We start from the raw sequence: 18,918 nt of genomic DNA on the forward strand, positions 1-18,918 counted from the left end.
TAGGCTGGTATTGCTATTTCGTTGACCTAAGTATGGTGATGTAGCCTTTGAACCTCAGGCGCGAAGTTCCGAAATCTATCACATAGTAATAGGTATTTTCGCTTAGCGGACTACCGTTAACGGTTCCATCCCAGCTGTTGTCGTAGCCTTTTTTCTTATAAACTATCCTGCCGGCCCTATCAAATACGGTTACTTCGTTGTTTGGATAAAAATCGATGTTGTCGATTATCCATTTATCGTTATAACCATCGTTGTTCGGGGTCAATATATTGCTGGCATTGATTTTGGCATAGTCTTCTACCACGTTCAAGGTAAAGCTTTGGCTTTGCGCGCATGAGTTGGCATTGGTTACGGTTACGGTGTAAACAGTATTTACCTGTGGCCTCACGGTAAGCACCGCCGTATTTTGTCCGCTAATGATGCTGTTATCGGCCATCCATACATAAGATGTACCGCCACTAGCGGTTAGTCGGGCAATATCGCCTTTGCTAATGCTGCCACCTTTATCGCTGGCAATGGTTACCACCGGCAAAGGATTAACCGTTACAGTAAAGCTTCTCGAATAGGTATCTACTCCTCCATTAGCGGTGCCACCATTGTCTTTAATGGTTACGATAACGGTAGCTACGCCACTTGCACCGTTTTTAACTACATAGTTTACCGAACCTGTGGTTCCGTTCTTGGTGGCTGTTAGGCTTTCGAATAAGGCGGCATTGTTGCTGGTTACACTAATGGTAGTGGTTTGCGTAGTTTCTGGTCCGGCACTGATTCCCGAAAGAGCTACGGTTTGCGCCACAGTGGTGTAACAGTGCGTAACGTTGTTGATGGCTGCCAAGGTTGGCACCTCATTTACATCAGAAAGTGCAATGGTGAGCACTTTTTCTAGCGAGAGGCCAAACTGGGTTATGCTTTTTACCCTGATGCTGTAGCTGGCTTTATTTTCGAAATCGAGGCTGGCCGTAGTATTTACGTTGGTTCCGGCAATAGCGAACAAGGCATTGTCTGTATCGCCTGCGCCACTTACCAAAGAGTAGGTAAAAGTAGCCGAAGGATCATCGGAAGTACTGCTCAACGAACCTGCATTCGTACCCGCAGGTCTGTTTTCGTACAAAGTAACCCCTGTCAAAATGATATTGGTTGGCGCGCCTGCTTTTACTTTCAGCACTCCATTTACATAAGCGATGGTATAGTTTTGTGCTACGGCCCCGTTTACGGTGATCGGATAATCGCCAATGGCGCTTGCCGGAGTTGCAACAGTAGCCAGTGCAGGTTGCGTAGTGAGTACCGCATTGGTTTCGCCATTTACAAAACCAGTATAGCTAGCTGTTAAAGGCGGATTAACCCCACCAAAAAAGCGTTCTTTATTGTCGGCCGTAATGGTTAATGCCGCTGGATTGATGGTAAAGTTGGCACTTGTATAGGTCAGTGTATAATTGCCATTGAGTGCTAAAGTACCTTGGTTAATCGCGTATGGTCCAACATTTTCGCCGGCTACCCTAGCCAATGCACCTGTAAAGGCATCACTGCCTACCAATGGTCCGCCTGCTGTAATGGCGTAGGCAAATGTTGGATCGGCCTGGCCGTAGGTTTTATTCTGTGCGGCGCTGGCAGTTACTGTAATGGCTTTTGGCGTAATCGCAAAATTTGCCGATGTATAGCTGAGGCTATAGTTGGCATTTAAAGCCAATGTACCTTGATTAATGACATAAGGACCAACATTTTCGCCAGCTACCCTAGCCAATGTCCCTGTAAAGGCATCAGTACCTACCAAAGGTCCGCCTACGGTAATGCTATAGGTTAAAGCGGGATCGGCCGAGCCATAAACCTTAGTTTGTCCGCTATTGGCGGCTACCGTCACGGCCTTTGGCGTAATCGCGAAACTTGCATTTACATAAGTAAGCGTATAGTTGGCGTTTAAGGCCAAATTTCCTTGATTAATCACGTAAGGCCCAACATTTTCGCCAATGGCTCTAACTAACGCACCTGTAAAGGCATCGGTACCAATAAGTGGCGCACCTGTGGTAATGCTGTAGGTTAAGGCAGGATCGGCCGTACCATAAATCTTGCCTTGGCCTGCATCGGCAGTTACCGTGATGGCTTTAGGGGTAATCGTTAATGCAGTAGCGTTTGAAGCTCCTTGCGCAAAAGTATAGTTTGCCGCAGTTAAACCAGAACCATTAATGGCATAGGTGCCAATTGGGCTCAAGTTGGTAGCAGCGCTTGAAAAGGCTACTGTTCCTGTAGTGGCATTGCCTAAGTTATCGGCATATTTGAAACCGGTTACCGTACCTGTAAAGCCAGGGTTGACCGTTCCATAAACCTTGCTCGACGCATCGGCCACATAGGTTAAAGCTGCTTTATTAATGGTTAAAACTTGTGTTTTTTGAGCTGCTGGTGCATAAGTGCCATTTCCGGCCTGATTAGCAAAGACATTTACCGTTCCCGCACCTACAATATGTACCTTGCCAGCTACAATAGTTGCGATGGTTGGATCGCTGGTCGAATAAGTTACGCCCAAGCCTGAACTGCTTGTTGCACCTGGATCAATATCTGCATCACCATAATTGGCTGTTGCCGTTGAGGCCAAAGTAATGGTCTGCGGCAAGAAGTTGATGTTAACTGTATACGTTTTGGTAGTGCTGTAAGGGCCTAATCCGGTAGAAGAATCAGTAGTGCTTATATCAAAAGTATAGCTACCCCCAGCTGTCGGCGTACCGCTTAACACACCTGCCAAACTGAGCGTTAAACCGTTTGGCAAAGTACCGCTGGTTACTGAATAGATATAAGGACTTGTGCCCCCTGTAGAGGTTATGGTTTGGCTGTACGCCGAAGCTACTGTGCCACCCGGTAATGATGTTGGTGCCAAGGCAATGCTTGGAGCCGCCACCACCAAACTATAAGCTTTTGAACCCGTATAAGGCCCAGCACCTCCTGTGGCATCCGTGGCGGTTATGGTAAAATTAAAAGTACCTCCCGCAGTTGGCGTACCACTTATGCTACCCGTGGTACCGTTTAAAGATGTCCCGGCTGGCAATGAGCCTGCAGTTACCGCAAAAGAATAAGGCAACGTACCGCCGCTAGCAGTAATATTTTGCGAATAAGCCGAGGCTATGGCTCCGCCTGACACGGTTGCTGGATTAACCACAATTGCTGGTGCGCCAATAGTAAACGAGTAGGCCCTAGAACCGGTATAAGGACCAGTTCCTGTAGAAGCATCGGTTGCAGTTACTGTAAAATTATAAGCCCCAGCAGCGCTTGGTGTACCACTCAAAACACCAGTAGCGCCATTTAAGGTTACGCCTGACGGCAGAAATCCCGCCGTAACGGCAAACGAACGAGGGCTTGTACCCCCTGTAGAAGTTATGGTTTGCGAGTAGGCTACGCCAACACTAGGCGCAGGCAAAGTTGTTGGATTTACAACAATGGTTGGTGCAGCAATGATTAAAGTGTAAGCCCTTGATCCGCTGTGCGGAGAACCAATACCTGTAGAAGAACCCGTTGCGGTAACTGTAAAATTAAAAGTACCACCCGCAGTTGGCGTACCACTTATGCTACCCGTGGCACCGTTTAAAGATGTTCCGGCTGGCAATGAGCCTGCAGTTATCGAGTAAGTGTAAGAAGCTATGCCCCCACTTGCACTAATAGTTTGGCTATAGGATGTGCCTACTGTTCCGCTTGACACTGTAGTTGGCGCAACAACAGTAACCGGAGGAGCTACAACAATTGTATAGGCTCTCGTACCCGAAAATGGTCCGCCACCTGCTGAATTATCAGTAGCCTTGATGGTAAAGTTGAAAGTTCCTGCCGAGGTAGGTGTGCCCGACAAGGTACCCGTAGTAGGGTTTAATGTCAAGCCGGTTGGAAAGGTGCCGTTATTAAGCGCAAATGTATAAGGAGTTGCCCCCCCACTTCCTGTAAAGGTTTGACTGTAAACTACGCCTACCGTTGCCCCTGGCGTTGTTACCGGGTTTACAACGATGGTAGGTGTAACAGTAGCAAAACTCAAATTGCTTCCGTAGCTTGTACCTTTGCTGTTAATGGCATAAGCCCTAAAATATATGGTGGTATTAAGAGGCAAAGAACCCACGGTCCCGTTAAAAGTCCCTGTACCACTGCCCATGGTTACTTTATTGTCTGCAGTAGTCGGGTTTGTAGAGGTAGACCAAACAATGCCCCTTTCGGTTACACTGGCACCACCATCGGCAGTAACATTGCCACCCAAGGTAGCAGAATTTGAAGTGATTGCACTTGCAGCTGCCGAAGTTACGGTTGGCGCAACTTCTGTTCCCGCAACTACGCCTACCCTAATGTCGTCTATCCAGTACCTGTTGTTGGCCTTAAATAAAATGCTCACCTGTGTTACGGTTAGGTTTTTCGTATAAACTTTTCCGCCTGTGGTGTAAGTGCCGCCAGATACCGGCGTATTGTCAACTTCTACCTCGGGAGCACCCACAGTTTTGGCATAGGTAATTTCATAAAAAGGCGGAATACCCGGAAAAGCGCCTACATAACTGTTGATGCTTTCCTGCCCCACGTAAAAGCCGTAGAACTGAAAAGGCTGTCCATCTGCCCGCTCAAGCACAAAAGTATCGCCACCAGAACCGTCTTTTTGCAAAGAAGCACTGTTGCCATTGCCGTTGGTGGCACTGTTAGAAAAACCGCCATTGCAGCATGCCGTAAGCTTATAGGCGATACCACCGATGGTAATATTGGCCTGGGTGTTCCAAATAGATCCCGGAGGCTGCGAAATAACCGCGCCGGCATCAAAATTATAAGTGGTTTGTGCACGGGAAGCCAAGGCGAACCCCAAAAGCAAAAACCATACAAAGCATTTTACCAAGTAAATCTTCTTCATAGCAATCGTTTTTAATAAAATAGGTCCTTGATTTGAGCATTAATCATGTTTGGGAACTATTAAGGATGAAGCCCTAAAATTACCTCATATTTATTATTGCAATACCGCTTTATCGTAATGTTCCTGTTACAAAACAATATGAACAGCATGCCTGTGCCGATTGCTATTTAATACAATTTGAAGTCCCATTTATCCACAGGTTAAATTGTAATCCTTATCTTTGAAAGCATGAATACTTACCTGATCAAAAACGCTACCCTCGTCAATGAAGGCCAACAAAAGATTGCCGATGTTTTAATCAAAAATGGATTAATAGCCAAAATCGGACAAAATCTGAGTGCTCCCGAAGCACAGGAAATCAATGCAGAAGGCCTTTACCTTTTGCCGGGCATGATCGATGACCAGGTACATTTCAGGGAACCCGGACTAACCCATAAGGCAGACATCTTTACCGAAAGTATGGCCGCCGTTGCGGGAGGAATAACCTCTTTTATGGAAATGCCCAATACCGTTCCAAACACCCTGACTCAGGAGTTGCTGGCCGATAAATACGCCATTGCCGCGGAAAGTTCGCTGGCCAACTACTCTTTTTACATGGGCGCCAGCAACGACAACATCGAAGAAGTGCTGAAAACCGACCCCAAACAGGTTTGCGGCATCAAAGTATTTATGGGTTCCTCGACCGGAAACATGCTGGTAGACAATGAGCAAACACTCGAAAATATATTTAGCAAAGCTCCAATATTGGTAGCCACGCATTGCGAAGACGAACAGACCATCCGCGAAAACATGGCGGCTTTTAAAGCCAAATACGGCGAAGCCATTACCATCGAAATGCACCCGTTGATCCGCAGTGCCGAAGCCTGCTACAAATCTTCTTCGCTGGCGGTCGAATTGGCCAAACGCTACCAAACCCGCCTGCATATCCTCCATATTTCGACGGCTAAGGAAGTCGCACTTTTTGATGCCACAACGCCACTTAAAGATAAAAAGATTACCGCTGAAGCCTGTGTGCACCACCTTTGGTTTAACGACCAGGATTATGCCAGCAAGGGAAATTTCATCAAGTGGAACCCAGCGGTTAAAACTGCTGCCGACCAAGCTGGCATTTTACAGGGCTTGCTCGACAATCATATCGATGTGATTGCTACCGACCATGCGCCTCACACCCTCGACGAGAAAAGACAGCCTTACCTGCAAGCCCCATCGGGTGGACCATTGGTGCAACATGCACTGCCTGCCCTATTGGAAATGCACCTGCAAGGCAAAATCAGCTTAGAAAAAATAGTGGAAAAAACCGCACACAACCTGGCCATCTGCTTCGATATCGAAAAAAGAGGCTACATTAGGGAAGGTTATTGGGCCGATTTGGTACTGGTTGATTTGAACGACCCGTTTAAGGTAACGCCACTGAATGTATTTTATAAATGTGGCTGGTCGCCTTTTGATGGCGAGACTTTTAGGGCCAGCATTACCCATACTTTTGTATCGGGCAACCTGGCTTACCACAAAGGCAGATTTACCACCAGCGAAACCGGAAAAAGGCTGAGTTTTACCAGATAATTTGATGAATGGGCTTAGTTGGCGATAAGGGAATCCAAATATCCCCGCGTAATTGGAGGAACTTCGATTTGGATGCCCTTGGCTCTTTTCCCCCTAATATCTGCATTGATTTGCGCTATGCCTTTTTGCAATATATCGAATAGTTGCTCAGAAATATTAATACTTTTAGCGGTTTTTAAATCCGAAACATAAAATCCATCCACCAGTTTTACATGCGAATAGTAGCGATATACAAGAGCCTTTGCTTTGGCAAGTTCCATTTCCTGTTCGCGCATCTGGGCAATGCTTTTCTTAGCCTGGAGCCTTGCCAAGGTTATTTTAGATAGGTCTACATCTAAGTAAACGTTTCGTTCGATCAGTGATTTAACCGATACATTCGTTTGATACGAACTTACCCCATTTAAGATTTTACGTTGTTCATCAGAATCTTTTGAACAGCTCAAACCTAAAATGAGCAAAAATGCTAAGGCAAATTGTTTTTTTGTTTTCATTGTCATAAAATGTTGTCTTTTTTAGTTTGTTTCTCATAGATAATTAATTACGACTTTGTTATATGACGGTCTGCTAAAGCCAAAGGGGGGGGATATTTTTCAAATATTTTTAACGGCTGGTTTAATCAAAATCCTTTGAATTTGTTTTAACTACCAAAATCCGAACTCTTTTAGCTAAATTGCCCTTATCATCAGCTATACTGATCGATACGATATTTGGCAGTCGAGCAAATGGAAACCCCAAGTTAATCCGCACCCCGCCTTAAATCAGCACAAGAAATGGTTTCAAAACAACTTCGCCTCACTACATCTATCCTGCTTGCCGCATCGGGCATTATTTTCATCATCGGCCTGTTTCCGAATGTTGTGTTGTCCTACTATTCGAAAGGATTTTACCCGGTGGTTTCTGTCGCTTTGCGGTGGATTTCTTCTTGGTTTCCCTTTGCTTTGGGCGATATCCTTTATGGGATTTTGATTATTTTCGGATTGATCAGACTCTTTTTCTTCTTCAAAAAGTTGCAATCAAAAGAACATCGGCGTGCACTCCTCATGAGCACTCCATTGCGCCTGCTCAACCTGATCCTGATTTTGTACATGAGCTTTAAGTTGCTTTGGGGCCTCAATTATTCCAGACCAAGCATCAGCCAGCAACTGCACATCAGCGATGAAAAATATACGGTAAAAGAACTGGCCTTGCTCACCAATTATTTTGTAGACCGTTTGAACACCCTGCAGCAAATTGCAGAGTACAAACCAAGTACTATTCAGCAACTGCAGGCACAGGCCGTGTTGGCTTATGGGCAACTGGCACAAAAAAATGCCTTTTTCAGCTATCCGGCTCCTTCGGTAAAACCGGTGCTTAACAGTTGGGCCATTTGTAAAATCGGCATTGAAGGTTATTACAATCCGCTTTCGGGCGAAGCCAACATCAACACCAAATTGCCGGCTTGGGTACTGCCGTTTGTAACCTGCCACGAAATTTCGCATCAGTTGGGCGTAGCGCGCGAAGACGAAGCGAACTTAGTGGCTTACCTCGTTGGAAGTCAGAGCGAGGATGCAGATTTGCAATATTCAGTATATTACAACATGTTGAGGTACCTGCTTTTTGAGCTAAGATTTAAATCGCCGGAAGATTATTTGGCCTTGCGCAATAAAATAGACCCCAGGATCATTGCCAATTTTAAAGCAGAAAATAAATTTTGGTCAAAATACAATGGCCAAATGTCGAACTACATGGGCGCGGCCTTTGATAAGTTCCTCAAACTGAACAACCAGCAACGAGGCATTAAAAGCTATCAGAATATTGTGATCTGGCTATGGAACATCCATAAAAAACAGCTTAGCACTGCCCCCCATAGTCCATAGTTCATAGTTCATAGTCCATGGTCCATAGTCTATTAACTATCGACTAAAAACTACCCGTGAATAGCCTCCTTGTTTCCAAAGCTTTGGATAAGCTCCCCCTCAAAGGCAAGCCATTCCTTCCACCTTTTGTCAACATCTACATCGGTACTGTATTGACGGGCAAAATTGAGAAAAGTAGTATAATGACCAGCTTCTGAAACCATCAAATCGTGGTAAAACTTGGCCAGTTCTTGGTCTTTAATATTTTGCGAAAGTACCCTGAAGCGTTCGCAGCTACGCGCTTCGATCATGGCCGCAAACAAGAGTCTATCTACAAAAGCCATGTTCCGGCTTCCGTCTTTTTTACTGAATTTGAGCAATTTGCCTACATAATCGTCCTTACGCTCGCGACCCAAAGTATAGCCGCGTTGCTTGATAATTGCTACCACCTGCTGAAAATGTTGCATTTCCTCAATGGCAATAGTTGTTAATTCGTCAACCAGCTCCTGATGCTCTGAATTGTTGGCAATCAGCGTAATGGCATTAGTAGCGGCTTTCTGTTCGCACCAGGCATGGTCGGTTAAAATCTCTTCCAAGTTCGATTCTGCAATGTTTGCCCAACGCGGGTCTGTCAATAATTTTAATCCTAGCATGGTGTAAAGGGTAATTCTCGGGGCAAAATTAGGAAAAAAGATACACTTGCGAAGTCTTGTCCAATACACTTGCGAAGTTTTAAAAACTTCGCAAGTGTCACCAAATAGAATCTTCGCAAGGGTTACGCCATTTGAAACTTCGAAAGGGTTACTTTACTTTTACAGAAATTTCGACCATGAAAAACCAAAAACTATTGATTATCGGATTGGTATGGCCAGAGCCCACTTCTTCGGCGGCCGGCACACGCATGCTTCAACTGATCAATTTATTTTTGGATCAAGGTTTTCAAATCACTTTCGCCTCTGCGGCCACCAAAAGCGAATTTAGCTTCGATTTGCCAAGCATTGGGGTAATCGAACAGGAAATCAAACTTAACGATTCGGGTTTCGATTCTTTGGTGAGCGCATTAAATCCTGCCATAGTGATGTTCGACCGCTTCATGACCGAAGAGCAATATGGCTGGCGGATACAGCAGCAATGCCCTGAAGCACTTCTGATTTTAGACACCGAAGACCTCCATTTTTTAAGAATAGCCCGTCAGGAAGCCTCCAAAAAAGGTCGCGAATTTACAAACGGCGACTTGTTCTCTGACCATGCTAAAAGAGAAATCGCCTCCATACTCCGCTGCGATCTTTCGCTCCTCATTTCTGAAGCAGAGCAACAGCTTCTTGGGCAACAGTTCCACATCCACCCTTCGTTGATCTACTACCTTCCTTTTTTGGAAGAAGAAATCAGCGCAGCCAAAATTGCGCATTGGCGAGGCTTTGATGAGCGGAATGATTTTGTATTTATCGGCAATTTCCTGCACGAACCTAACTGGAATGCTGTCCAGGTGCTTAAAACTACAATTTGGCCCCTGTTACGAAAAGCGCTTCCCAAAGCAAATCTGCACATTTATGGCGCCTATCCTTCGCAGAAAGTACTGCAGTTGCACAATCCGAAAGAAAACTTCTATATCAAGGGCAGGGCAAAGAATGCGCAAGAAACCATTTCCAATTATAAAATCCTATTGGCACCTCTACAATTTGGTGCAGGCGTAAAAGGCAAACTGATTGATGCCATGCAGAGTGGCACACCAAGCGTAACCACCACCATAGGCGCCGAAGCCATTAAAGGCGACAGGAACTGGAATGGCTTTATTGAAGACGACCCTGCACAATTCGTAGAAAAAGCTATCCATCTTTATCAAAATAAGGAGCTCTGGGAAAACATGCAACAAAACGGTGTAAGCATCATCAACCAGCGCTATTCGAAAGCACGGTTCGGCCAGGCCTTGATTAAACAACTCAACGAGCTGATGGCAAATTTAACCGAGCATCGTCAGCAAAACTTTTTCGGCCAATTGCTGCGCCACCATACCGCACAAAGCACCAAATATATGTCGCTTTGGATTGAAGAGAAGAATAAAGGTTGAAGGGAAAAAGGCTGAAGGAGAAAGGTAAAAGTCTAAAGTAAGGAACAGTTCAATTCCTCTCCCCTGGAGGGGTGCCCGCCGGGCGGGGTGGTAACCTTGCTCGGTTTGCAGTTGGCAATTGGCAGTTTGTATAAAGCACCAACAATTTAACAAGGTTAATTTTCAAGCTATTCAACAATCCTACGTAGCAATTTAATCATCACAACAATTTAGCAATCCAACAAGGTAAAAGACCAAAGCTCAAAGCTGGGAACGTTGCAATTCCCCTCGCCTGGAGGGGTGCCCAAAGGGCGGGGTGGTAACCTTGCTCAGTTTGCAATTGGCAGTTGACAGTTAGTAAGCATTTAACAATCTAACAAAGCTAGCCTTCAAGCCATTCAACAATCCAACCATCAAAACAATTTAACAAGCCCCCAAACTAATCAGCCAATCAGCTAATCACCCAATGAACTAATGAACCAATGACTAATGAACAACTGAACCAATGAACGCTATTCTATCCAACTTTACAACATTACAACAATACTAAGCTAGAAACTCCGTAAATTTGCGCCATGGCAAAAATATCCATCAACCTGGCAACAGGTTCTCTGCAACAGGAAGAAATTATTGTAGGCATCGATTTGGGCACCACCAACAGCTTGGTTGCATTCATCAATCCAGACAAGCAACCACAGGTAATCAACGATACCGGCAAAGGCGTTCTGGTACCATCGGTAGTGCATTTTAACGAGCAAGGCGACGCCGAAGTGGGCAATGAAGCCAAGGCTTTTTTAACCACCGACCCTGCCAACACTATTTTTTCTGTAAAGCGCCTCTTGGGTCGCTCTTATAAAGACGTAGCCAGCCATCAGGATGTTTTCAGCTACAAAATTATCGACGACGATACTGATGCCTTGGTTAAAATCAAAGCCGGCAATAAATTCTATACCCCTATTGAGCTTTCGGCCGAAATTTTAAAAGAACTGAAAGCCAGGGCCGAACATGCCCTCAAAACACCGGTTAACCGCGCTGTAATTACCGTTCCGGCCTATTTTAACGACAGTCAGCGGCAAGCTACCCGCGATGCTGGAAAATTGGCCGGACTAGACGTACTCCGCATTGTAAACGAACCCACCGCCGCTAGCTTGGCTTATGGCTTGGGCTTAGACCCTACCCAACAAAAAACCATTGCCGTTTACGATTTGGGCGGAGGCACTTTCGACGTGTCTATTCTTCAAATCCAAAACGGAATTTTCGAAGTCCTTGCCACCAATGGCAATACCTTTTTGGGGGGAGACGATTTTGACCGCACCATCCTCGATTACTGGATAGCAAAGAACAATTTAGACCTTAAAACCCTTGCTCAAGACCATGTGCTGATGCAAACCCTGCGCCTGCAGGCCGAAGCGGCCAAAAAAGCCCTGTCTACGCAAAACCTCTACAACGAAAAACTGGGCGATATCTGGTGCACTTTAGACAAGCAGACTTTTGAGCAATTAATCGAGGCCAAAGTAGCCGAAACCATCAATTGCTGCAAACAAGCCCTAAGCGACGCCAATTTGAAAGCGAGCGAAATAGACGAAGTGGTTTTGGTGGGAGGATCGACCCGTACCCCATTTGTAAAGCAAGCAGTAAGCAATTTCTTCAACCGCCAACCGCACGACCAAATCAATCCCGACGAGGTAGTAGCCCTTGGCGCAGCCATCCAGGCCGATATCTTGGCCGGAAATCGCTCGGATATCTTATTGCTTGACGTTACCCCACTATCCTTGGGCATTGAAACCATGGGCGGTTTAATGGACGTGATCATTGCACGCAACAGCAAGGTGCCAACCAAGGCTGGTCGCCAATACACTACCTCTATTGATGGGCAGGTAAACATGAAGATTTCGGTTTACCAAGGCGAACGCGATTTGGTAAAAGAAAACCGCAAACTGGCAGAATTCGACCTGAAAGGGATTCCGGCTATGCCAGCAGGACTTCCAAAAGTAGACATTAACTTTTTGCTGAACGCCGACGGCATTTTAACCGTACAGGCCATTGAACTGCGTTCGGGCGTAAAGCAGGAAATCGAAATCAAGCCAAGCTATGGCCTAACCGACGATACCGTAGAAAAAATGCTGATCGACAGCATCGAACACGCCAAAAGCGACGTGGAGCAACGCATGCTGATTGAAGCCAAAAGCGAAGGCGAACAATTGGTGTATACCGCCGAGCGTTTTATTGGCAAAAATTCGCAAATCTTGAACGAAGCAGAAATCAGCAGCACCAACGCCCATATCGATGCGCTCAAAGAGGCGCTAGCCAAAGGCGAAAAAGACCTGATTCTGAAAAAAGCCGACGAATTGAATGAGTTTACCCGCCCTTTTGCCGAACGACTGATGGACATGGCGGTTGGACAGGCCATGAAAGGCAAGAAAATAAACGAATAATATTGGCTAAGCCAATTTGAAAAGGGAAAGCAACTAGATTGCTTTCCCTTTTTTGTGATTTGCTATTGCTCGTAAACCGAAAGCGAAGCTCCGGGTATCGGCGTAGCCCCACTCGAGCCCAATTGGCCAAAAGAAAAACTGGCACCCATATCGGTATTGGTTTCTACCGCACAATAATACGGACTGCTTAACCACGAACAACCGCTTACATCGGCGTCGTCAACCTTAATGTAATGCACGCCGGTGTTGATGTATTTGTACTCGGCCCTTACCTTGCTCAGCGAGAAAGCACTCTGCGTAATGAGCAGCGCCAAGCCAACGACAAGGCTTAAACTTGCTACATTCATTTGTTTGAATTTCCTCATGGTGAACTGACTGCTATTTTGCATTTGAAAAAGCAGACGAAAAAGTTTGGTTAAGAAATGATTAATTTATTCGCCATTGTTTAGCGATTGTTTCCGGTATAACCTAAGTTAAGCTTATCGGCACACTCTTTTAGACCTAATGGGCAAAAGACAAAAAATTGAACTTCTTGGCATCCAATGGATAATCGGTTAAATAGCCTTTGCTTATTAGTCTTTTAGTCATTATTTTGGTTCTTCTTATTTCCACATGAAAAAGTACACCATCCTCCCTTTATTATTGAGCGTCGTTTTACTGGCTTGTAGCCAAAACAAGAAACAGGAAAAGGCCAAAACCGATAGTGTTCGGGTATACCCCACTGTAAGTTATTTAAACATCAAGCTGGATGCCGCTGGTCATTTGCCCTCCAACCCTTACATTCTTACTTTTAAAAAAGGCAAAAAGGAGATTGTTTTTTGTGGCACGAATCACTTAGAAGACAACAGCGATATCAATAACCCCTTATTTACCGGCATAGAAAAACAGTTTTTCATCACCAAACCGGAAGTCTGTGTAAATGAAGGTGGCGATGTTTCTAAAAAGATCTATGCTTCAAAAAAGGAGGCCATTACCCAAAACGGAGAAATTGGATTGACCAAAATCCTGGCCGATAGCCTGAAAATAAAAACCGTTAACGGCGACATGACCGATAGCCTCGAATTTAAGGAACTGTTAAAGCATTACAGCAAAGGCGAATTCTTGGCCTACATTGTTACCGAACGTTTCATGTGGGGCTTTGCGGGTCCCAATCCACCCGACAGCACTGTACTGACCAAAAAGTATGAAAAGTTTATACAGGGCTATATCATGAAAACAGGTGGCGTTGCCCTAACCAAAGAAGAACAAAGCCTAGCCTTTTACCAAAACAATTACCAAAAATTACTGAACAGGCCTTTTTCCTTGGCTACGCTAGCGCCTACCAATCCCTTCGACCCCAAGGGGAAGTTTCAGCAAATCGGACGCAAATCGAAAGAGATAAGGGATCAGCATCTGTTGCAAACCATTGACCAGCTGCTGGACAAACACAATAAAGTATTTGTTGTTTTTGGTGGCTGGCACCTGCTTACCTGCAAACCCGGCCTCGAAATGATCATCAACCGCAAGAGGTAACCGCTATTTTATGACAACCTGCATCCAAACCACATCCGAAAATTCCGACTTTCAGCAACTTGTTAAGCTACTCGATGCTTATTTAGCCGAAAAAGACGGCAACGAGCATGCTTTTTATGCGCAATACAACAAAACAGATGACATTAAACAGGTCATCGTAGCGTACCGTGATGATGTGCCCGTGGGCTGTGGAGCCATCAAAGCCTTTTCGGCACAAGCCATGGAAGTTAAACGGATGTATGTGAAACCCGAACACCGTGGACAAGGCATTGCATCGCTTGTTTTAACCGAGCTCGAAAGCTGGGCCAAATTGCTGGGCTATGAAAAATGCCTACTCGAAACCGGCAAACGCCAACAAGAGGCTGTTGCATTGTACCAGAAAAACGGCTACCAAATTATCCCCAACTACGGGCAATACATCGGCGTTGACAACAGTGTTTGTTTTGAAAAGATTTTGATGTAATGGAGCAGCGTAAAAATGTACTGGCCATTATCGGCAGCACCAGGGCCAACTCTTCCAACCTCAACCTCGTTAAAGCTTTTGCCAAACAAACCACGCCAAAGTTCGAGGTGCATATTTTTGAAGGCATAGGCAACCTGCCTCATTTTAATCCGGATCAAGACACCGAAAATCCTCCTGAAGCAATTGTTGCCTTTAGAAAGCTGATCGCCCAAGCCGACGCTTTGCTCATCTGTACACCAGAATATGTTTTCAGCCTGCCGGGATCATTAAAAAACGCCATCGAGTGGTGCGTTTCTACGACCTTGCTCTCGCAAAAACCTACCGGACTGATTACCGCATCGGCCTCCGGCCTCAAGGCGCACGAAGAACTGCAACTGGTAATGCGTACCGTAGAGGCCAGATTTACCGAAGCCACTACCCTTTTGATACCAGGCATCAAAGGAAAATTCGACACAAATGGTAACCTTATCGACGAACCTACCATTAAACAACTCAAAGCATTTGAATTGGCTTTTGAAGCCTTGCTTGATTAGCTACACTATGCTTTCGAAGTTTTAAAAATTCGCAAGTATTTAGTATATTCAGGTATGAAAAGATTAACGTTCACGCTCGCGTTAATCATCCCATTGCTATTGTGTACTTCGTGGGGCTTTTTTGCGCATCGGCGAATTAACCAGCTGGCCATATTTACCTTGCCACCCGAAATGCTGGGCTTTTACAAAGGCGCGTACCAGTACCTGACCGAACAGGCCGTTGGACCAGACAGGCGCAGGTATATCGATACGCTCGAAGCGCCAAGACATTACCTCGATGCAGAAAACTACGAAAGCCATATCGACAGCATTCCGGAGAAATTTAAGGATGCACTGGCCAAGTATGGGCAACAAAAACTTAACGAAAACGGCATCGTTCCCTGGCAAATCCAACGAAGCTACTACAGTTTGGTTAAAGCCTTCCAACTACGCGATTCGATAAAAATCTTAAAATATTCGGCCGATTTAGGCCATTACATTGCCGATGCCCACGTACCCCTGCATACCACGGCCAACCATAACGGGCAGTTAACCAATCAAGTGGGTTTACATGCCTTTTGGGAAAGCAGAATTCCGGAGCTGTTTGCCAAAAATTATAAATTGGTGGTGGGAAAAGCCAATTACATCAACGACCCTTTAAAAAGTGCTTGGGCTATAGTCAAGCACAGCCATTTGCTGGTTGATACCGTGCTGAAGTTCGAAGCCGAGCTGAATGCCGAATTTCCATCAGACCAGAAATACAGCTTTAGCGAGCACAATGGCACTATTGTTAAACAGTATGCCCCTGCCTATGCCAAAGCCTACCAAGACCGCATGCAGGGCATGGTAGAAAAACAGATGCGCGCAGCCATTCTAGCGGTGGGTTCTTTCTGGTATTCGGCATGGGTTGATGCCGGTCAGCCCACACTTAAAAACCTGGTTAAAATAGAGCCAAGCCTCGAAGAAAAACGCGCCGAAGAACTCGAAATGAAAAAATACAAAGAAGGCCGGATTATTGGTCGCGAGTACTAATCTTCGCTTACTGTTTCCTCTTCGGGAGCTTTAGATTTAAACCTGCTCCTTACCGCAGCGTAAATGGCCGGGAAGAAAGTAACTACCGCAATAAGCACAACTACAATATCGAAGTTTGCCTTAAACCATGGAATTTGGCCCAATAAGTAGCCCGCAAACAACAAGCTGAAAATCCACGATACGCCACCCACAATATTGAAAGTAGTAAACCTGCCGAAAGGCATTTTTGCAATACCGGCCACAAAAGGCGCTATGGTTCTGAAAATCGGCAAAAAGCGACTGAAAATAATGGCTTTTCCACCGTGTTTTTCAAAAAACTCGTGCGATTGATGGTAATATTTAAGTTTGAGGATTTTGTTTTTCTCTTTGAACACGCCTGCACCGAGCACGCTGCCCAGCTTATAGTTGAGCGTGTTGCCCAAAATGGCAGCCACAATCAAGATTACTAGCATCACCCAGATATTCAGGTCGGTTTTACCGCCAGCAATCAATGCGCCTGTTGCAAAAAGCAACGAATCGCCGGGCAAAAACGGAGTCACTACAAAGCCTGTTTCGGCAAAAATAATAAGGAAAAGGATGAGATAGGTTAAAGTGTGGTATTCGTTTACAATGTCGGCAAGATGCTTATCAATGTGCAGAATAAAATCTAAAAGTTGTTGCAGTAGTTCCAAAATATCTGATTTTTGCCCAAAAATAGGCATCTGCTTTTGATAACCGCGTATTTTTTAGAAATTATTAGTTATAAATTACCTTATTGATTTTTAGGGTAGCATTTGAAGCGCCGTTAATCCAGATGGTATAGATTTTACCGGCTTCGAATTCAGATCCTGCAATGGTTTTGTTGGCACTGCTGCCCAAAACAGAAATATTAAGGTCAACATCAGGTTCTATCGAAAAATAACCCGACGCGCCCTTAAATGGCAATGAATTAACCAACAAAACACCTCCAGCCAGGTTTACATTTAGGGCATTGGAAAACGAAGGCCCAAGGTTAATGATGCGGACTTTGGCTTTTCCAGCGTCTGTTGCGCCCAAATTGTCTTCGAAGGTGAGTACCTCGCCCTTGCCTGTTTTGTCTTCTACATAAAACGAGGTGTACGACAATGTAGGCACAAAATTAAACGATGTTGGTGTATCTGCTACGCCATCAATGGCTACATAGGTACTTTTAACGCCCGATTGCACCTTTACGTAATCGCTTGCCTGTCCAGCGTTTACCGTTACCACATTTATTTTGGTATCGTCTAAATAAAAATCAACCTGACCCGATTTGTTGGAGGCATTAATCATTTTCACCTTGGCTTCTCCCTTTACCTCGTCCGTACCAGGCGTATCGTCCTTTTTACAAGAAAACAGACACAAAACTGTAGCAAAAAAAAGCAGGCCCAAATAAAATGAAGTCCTATTTACGGGAGTAGAGATCGTTTTCATAAAGAGTTTGGTTAGGATGAGTATAATACAACAATGGCTCGGTCAAAAACCAAGCCATTATTTATGATTGTATTAATTTTGAACTATTTACGCTTAGTAGCTGTTATTCAGCATGACTGGCATCACCAACATCAATACGTCTTCGTTCTCATCGTTGGTTTGTGGAATAAGTAGGCCTGCGCGGTTAGGGGTAGAAAGTTCCAAGGTTACTTCCTCGCCACTTAAATTGCTCAGCATCTCGATCAGGAAACGGGCATTGAAACCGATTTCCAAATCTTCGCCTTCATATTGGCAGCTCAAACGCTCGTGTGCTTCGTTGGCAAAATCCAAATCTTCAGAAGAAATATTCAATTCGCTGCCGCTGATTTTTAAACGAACCTGATGCGTGGTTTTATTGGCAAAGATAACCACCCTGCGCAACGTATTCAGGAACAACGCCCTGTCAATCACCAATTTGTTCGGATTGTTTCCAGGAATTACCGCTTCGTAATCCGGATAGCGCTCGTCGATTAAACGACAAACCAAATTGATATTTTCGAACTTGAAGAAAGCGCTGGTGGCATTGTAATCAACCGATACATTCACATCGGTGCTTGGCAAAGCGGCCTTTAACAGGGTTAATGCTTTTTTAGGCAGGATAAACGACGAAGCTTTATCGGCTTTGCTATCCATGCGACGGTAACGCACCAATTTATGGGCATCGGTAGCTACAAAAGTGATGTGCTGAGGCGAAAGCTGACAATATACGCCAGTCATTGCCGGACGAAGCTCGTCGTTGCTTACCGCGAAAATGGTTTTGGTAATGGCTTCGGTTAAAACCGATGCTGGCAAATTGACCGAAGAGGCATTCTCTACAACCGGAATTTTCGGAAAATCGTCGCCGTTTTCGCCACTTAGTTTATATTTTCCATCTCCGGCACTAATCTCAATCGCAAACGAATTATCGTCGATGTTGAAAGAGATAGGCTGATCTGGCAAAGTCTTTAAAGTATCTAACAAAATTCTCGACGGAACGGCTACTTTACCTTCTTCTTTTGATTCGACTGCCAAAGAGGTCGTCATGCTGGTTTGCAGGTCGGTAGCCGAAATGGTAAGGCTGCCATCCTTGATCTCGAACAAGAAGTTTTCTAATATAGGCAAAACAGTACTGCTGCTTGAGGCACCATTAACTGTTTGTAAATGTTTTAATAACGTAGAAGTGGATACTATAAATCTCATAGTTTATTTTGTCTA

General features: G+C 45.0%; 15 protein-coding genes. 8 read left to right on the forward strand and 7 right to left on the reverse strand.

All coding sequences use genetic code 11. The annotated features are described in order from the left end of the window. Positions 1-13: 13 nt before the first annotated feature. Positions 14-4,855, reverse strand: a complete 4,842-nt coding sequence (locus tag VRU48_RS07675) for an MBG domain-containing protein (RefSeq protein ID WP_330107334.1) — start codon at positions 4,853-4,855, stop codon at positions 14-16. 228 nt (positions 4,856-5,083) lie between these two features. On the opposite strand from VRU48_RS07675, the gene VRU48_RS07680 reads away from it, so the two are divergent. Further along, positions 5,084-6,418, forward strand: a complete 1,335-nt coding sequence (locus tag VRU48_RS07680; protein WP_330107335.1) for a dihydroorotase — start codon at positions 5,084-5,086, stop codon at positions 6,416-6,418. A 14-nt stretch (positions 6,419-6,432) separates the two neighbouring features. On the opposite strand, the gene VRU48_RS07685 is transcribed toward VRU48_RS07680, so the two are convergent. Continuing rightward, positions 6,433-6,909, reverse strand: a complete 477-nt coding sequence (locus tag VRU48_RS07685; RefSeq protein ID WP_330107336.1) for a hypothetical protein — start codon at positions 6,907-6,909, stop codon at positions 6,433-6,435. A 279-nt stretch (positions 6,910-7,188) separates the two neighbouring features. Here VRU48_RS07685 and VRU48_RS07690 point away from each other — a divergent pair, with 279 nt between their 5' ends. Next, positions 7,189-8,274 carry a DUF3810 domain-containing protein gene (locus tag VRU48_RS07690; RefSeq protein WP_330107337.1) on the forward strand — a complete coding sequence of 362 codons (1,086 nt, stop codon included), beginning with the start codon at positions 7,189-7,191 and terminating at the stop codon, positions 8,272-8,274. Between the two features lie 50 nt (positions 8,275-8,324). On the opposite strand, the gene VRU48_RS07695 is transcribed toward VRU48_RS07690, so the two are convergent. Further along, the gene (locus VRU48_RS07695; protein ID WP_330107338.1) at positions 8,325-8,906 is read right to left on the reverse strand and encodes a MiaE family protein; all 582 of its coding nucleotides are present in this window, start codon (positions 8,904-8,906) and stop codon (positions 8,325-8,327) included. 176 nt (positions 8,907-9,082) lie between these two features. Here VRU48_RS07695 and VRU48_RS07700 point away from each other — a divergent pair, with 176 nt between their 5' ends. Together VRU48_RS07700 and hscA are read left to right on the forward strand one after the other, a co-directional pair. Further along, entirely contained in the window at positions 9,083-10,321 is a 1,239-nt protein-coding gene (locus tag VRU48_RS07700) for a glycosyltransferase family 4 protein (protein ID WP_330107339.1), read from the forward strand. Between the two features lie 554 nt (positions 10,322-10,875). Beyond that, positions 10,876-12,735, forward strand: coding sequence for a Fe-S protein assembly chaperone HscA (gene hscA / locus VRU48_RS07705; protein ID WP_330107340.1), 1,860 nt, complete (start codon positions 10,876-10,878; stop codon positions 12,733-12,735). Between the two features lie 62 nt (positions 12,736-12,797). Here the strand turns inward: hscA and VRU48_RS07710 are convergent, their stop codons facing one another. Continuing rightward, positions 12,798-13,082 carry a hypothetical protein gene (locus VRU48_RS07710; protein ID WP_330107341.1) on the reverse strand — a complete coding sequence of 95 codons (285 nt, stop codon included), beginning with the start codon at positions 13,080-13,082 and terminating at the stop codon, positions 12,798-12,800. Between the two features lie 265 nt (positions 13,083-13,347). Between VRU48_RS07710 and VRU48_RS07715 the strand changes: the two genes are divergently transcribed. The 4 genes from VRU48_RS07715 to VRU48_RS07730 are packed head-to-tail and all read left to right on the forward strand — an operon-like array spanning position 13,348 to position 16,254. Further along, positions 13,348-14,247 carry a hypothetical protein gene (locus VRU48_RS07715; protein ID WP_330107342.1) on the forward strand — a complete coding sequence of 300 codons (900 nt, stop codon included), beginning with the start codon at positions 13,348-13,350 and terminating at the stop codon, positions 14,245-14,247. 10 nt (positions 14,248-14,257) lie between these two features. Continuing rightward, on the forward strand, positions 14,258-14,710 hold the full coding sequence (locus tag VRU48_RS07720; RefSeq protein WP_330107343.1) for a GNAT family N-acetyltransferase: 453 nt from the start codon (positions 14,258-14,260) through the stop codon (positions 14,708-14,710). After that, complete coding sequence (locus VRU48_RS07725) at positions 14,710-15,243, forward strand: NADPH-dependent FMN reductase (protein ID WP_330107344.1); 534 nt, start codon at positions 14,710-14,712, stop codon at positions 15,241-15,243. Before VRU48_RS07720 ends, VRU48_RS07725 begins: the two co-directional genes overlap by 1 nt. Before the next feature lie 54 nt (positions 15,244-15,297). Further along, a complete protein-coding gene (locus tag VRU48_RS07730) occupies positions 15,298-16,254 on the forward strand; it encodes a zinc dependent phospholipase C family protein (protein WP_330107345.1) in 957 nt (318 codons plus the stop codon). On the opposite strand, the gene VRU48_RS07735 is transcribed toward VRU48_RS07730, so the two are convergent. The 3 genes from VRU48_RS07735 to dnaN form a co-directional block, all read right to left on the reverse strand. Then, entirely contained in the window at positions 16,251-16,925 is a 675-nt protein-coding gene (locus VRU48_RS07735; RefSeq protein ID WP_330107346.1) for a DedA family protein, read from the reverse strand. The two genes, VRU48_RS07730 and VRU48_RS07735, sit on opposite strands and share 4 nt — an antisense overlap. 64 nt (positions 16,926-16,989) lie before the next feature. Next, a complete protein-coding gene (locus tag VRU48_RS07740; RefSeq protein ID WP_330107347.1) occupies positions 16,990-17,685 on the reverse strand; it encodes a DUF4397 domain-containing protein in 696 nt (231 codons plus the stop codon). A gap of 93 nt (positions 17,686-17,778) precedes the next feature. Continuing rightward, on the reverse strand, positions 17,779-18,903 hold the full coding sequence (dnaN, locus tag VRU48_RS07745) for a DNA polymerase III subunit beta (RefSeq protein WP_330107348.1): 1,125 nt from the start codon (positions 18,901-18,903) through the stop codon (positions 17,779-17,781). Between the last annotated feature and the right edge of the window lie 15 nt (positions 18,904-18,918).

This window comes from Pedobacter albus, from assembly GCF_036324255.1.
Lineage (GTDB): Bacteria > Bacteroidota > Bacteroidia > Sphingobacteriales > Sphingobacteriaceae > Pedobacter > Pedobacter albus.

Excerpts from the sequence above, each read along its gene's own strand:
- VRU48_RS07720 (WP_330107343.1), top strand. The coding sequence starts at position 14,258 with ATGACAACCTGCATCCAAACCACATCCGAAAATTCCGACTTTCAGCAA.
- VRU48_RS07675 (WP_330107334.1), bottom strand. The coding sequence starts at position 4,855 with ATGAAGAAGATTTACTTGGTAAAATGCTTTGTATGGTTTTTGCTTTTG.
- dnaN (WP_330107348.1), bottom strand. The coding sequence starts at position 18,903 with ATGAGATTTATAGTATCCACTTCTACGTTATTAAAACATTTACAAACA.
- VRU48_RS07685 (WP_330107336.1), bottom strand. The coding sequence starts at position 6,909 with ATGAAAACAAAAAAACAATTTGCCTTAGCATTTTTGCTCATTTTAGGT.
- VRU48_RS07725 (WP_330107344.1), top strand. The coding sequence starts at position 14,710 with ATGGAGCAGCGTAAAAATGTACTGGCCATTATCGGCAGCACCAGGGCC.
- VRU48_RS07715 (WP_330107342.1), top strand. The coding sequence starts at position 13,348 with ATGAAAAAGTACACCATCCTCCCTTTATTATTGAGCGTCGTTTTACTG.
- VRU48_RS07710 (WP_330107341.1), bottom strand. The coding sequence starts at position 13,082 with ATGAATGTAGCAAGTTTAAGCCTTGTCGTTGGCTTGGCGCTGCTCATT.
- VRU48_RS07695 (WP_330107338.1), bottom strand. The coding sequence starts at position 8,906 with ATGCTAGGATTAAAATTATTGACAGACCCGCGTTGGGCAAACATTGCA.
- VRU48_RS07740 (WP_330107347.1), bottom strand. The coding sequence starts at position 17,685 with ATGAAAACGATCTCTACTCCCGTAAATAGGACTTCATTTTATTTGGGC.
- VRU48_RS07680 (WP_330107335.1), top strand. The coding sequence starts at position 5,084 with ATGAATACTTACCTGATCAAAAACGCTACCCTCGTCAATGAAGGCCAA.
- VRU48_RS07690 (WP_330107337.1), top strand. The coding sequence starts at position 7,189 with ATGGTTTCAAAACAACTTCGCCTCACTACATCTATCCTGCTTGCCGCA.
- VRU48_RS07700 (WP_330107339.1), top strand. The coding sequence starts at position 9,083 with ATGAAAAACCAAAAACTATTGATTATCGGATTGGTATGGCCAGAGCCC.
- hscA (WP_330107340.1), top strand. The coding sequence starts at position 10,876 with ATGGCAAAAATATCCATCAACCTGGCAACAGGTTCTCTGCAACAGGAA.
- VRU48_RS07730 (WP_330107345.1), top strand. The coding sequence starts at position 15,298 with ATGAAAAGATTAACGTTCACGCTCGCGTTAATCATCCCATTGCTATTG.